At 62.4% G+C, this 1147-nt stretch carries 2 protein-coding genes; both read left to right on the top strand.

What is annotated here, in order from left to right; genetic code table 11:
• Positions 1-655 (top strand): XrtA-associated tyrosine autokinase (locus AB4Z11_RS32220; RefSeq protein ID WP_442030323.1); only part of this gene is annotated, 655 nt, incomplete at its 5' end.
• Positions 648-1147: TIGR03016 family PEP-CTERM system-associated outer membrane protein (locus AB4Z11_RS32215; protein WP_442030321.1), on the top strand; the 500-nt coding region annotated here is incomplete at its 3' end. The genes AB4Z11_RS32220 and AB4Z11_RS32215, both read left to right, overlap by 8 nt.

Genomic DNA, 1147 nt, shown 5'->3' with positions numbered 1-1147 from the left:
CACCAATATCGTGGAAGACTTCCGTATCATCAAGCGCCCGCTGATCAAGCGCGCCTTTGCACCGCGCAAGCCGACCGACAATCCGGGCAACCTGATCATGATCACCAGCTCGCTGCCGGGCGAAGGCAAGACCTTCACCGCCATCAATCTGGCGATGAGTATTGCGATGGAACTGGACCACACGGTGCTGCTGGTCGATGCCGACGTGGCGCGTCCTTCCGTGCTGCGCACCCTCGGTCTGCCGGCCCAGCGCGGCCTGATGGACATCCTGCTGGACGACAAGCTGGACATGGCCGACGTCATGCTGCGCACTAACGTCAACACCCTGAGCCTGCTGCCGGCCGGTACCGCCAACCCGCGCGCGACCGAGCTGCTGGCTTCGCACACCATGAAGGCGCTGGTGATGGAAATCGCCAACCGCTATCCGGACCGTATCGTGATCTTCGATTCGCCACCGCTGCTGCTGACTTCCGAGTCGCACGTGTTGGCCAGCAATATGGGCCAGATCGTCATGGTGGTGGAAGCCGAGCGTACCACCCAGCACGCGGTCAAGGAGTCGCTGCGCCAGCTGGAAGGCTGCAGCAACGTCAATCTGATTTACAACAAGTCGCGTTCCTTCCCAGGCACGGAGACTTACGACTATCACTATGGCTAAGGCGAAGACTGCCCTTCCCATTCTCGGATGTTCCGCGCTGGCGGCGTTGCTGGCGGCTCCGGCCGCCCGCGCCGAATGGCGTTTCGTTCCCGGTGTCGATCTGCGTGAAACCTATACGGACAACGTCAATCAGGCGCCGGCCGGACAGGCGCACGRCAGCTTCGTCAGCACTCTGACGCCTGGCTTCACGCTGACCGACGACACGCCGCGCGTGCAATTTCGCATGACCTTTGCGCAGCACCTTTACCTGTACAGCGGCGAGCGCCGCGACGGCAACGACCGCGCCAACCGCGAACTGAACGCAAATCTGAAGGCGCGCCTGGTGAGCGATGTGCTGTTCCTGGACGCCACCGCTGCCATCACGCAGCGCGCAGCCTCGGCGTTCGGCCCTCAGGTCTCCAACAGCACATATTCGAACGCCAATCAGAACGAGATTCGTACCTACCGTGTCAGCCCTTATCTGCGCGAAGCTTTCGGCACGCTGGCGCAGGG

It is taken from the genome of Pseudoduganella sp. RAF53_2 (genome assembly GCF_052113985.1).
Classification (GTDB): domain Bacteria; phylum Pseudomonadota; class Gammaproteobacteria; order Burkholderiales; family Burkholderiaceae_D; genus Rugamonas.
Note: the sequence above shows the minus strand (reverse complement) of the source record. Positions and strands in the feature narration are given on the sequence as shown.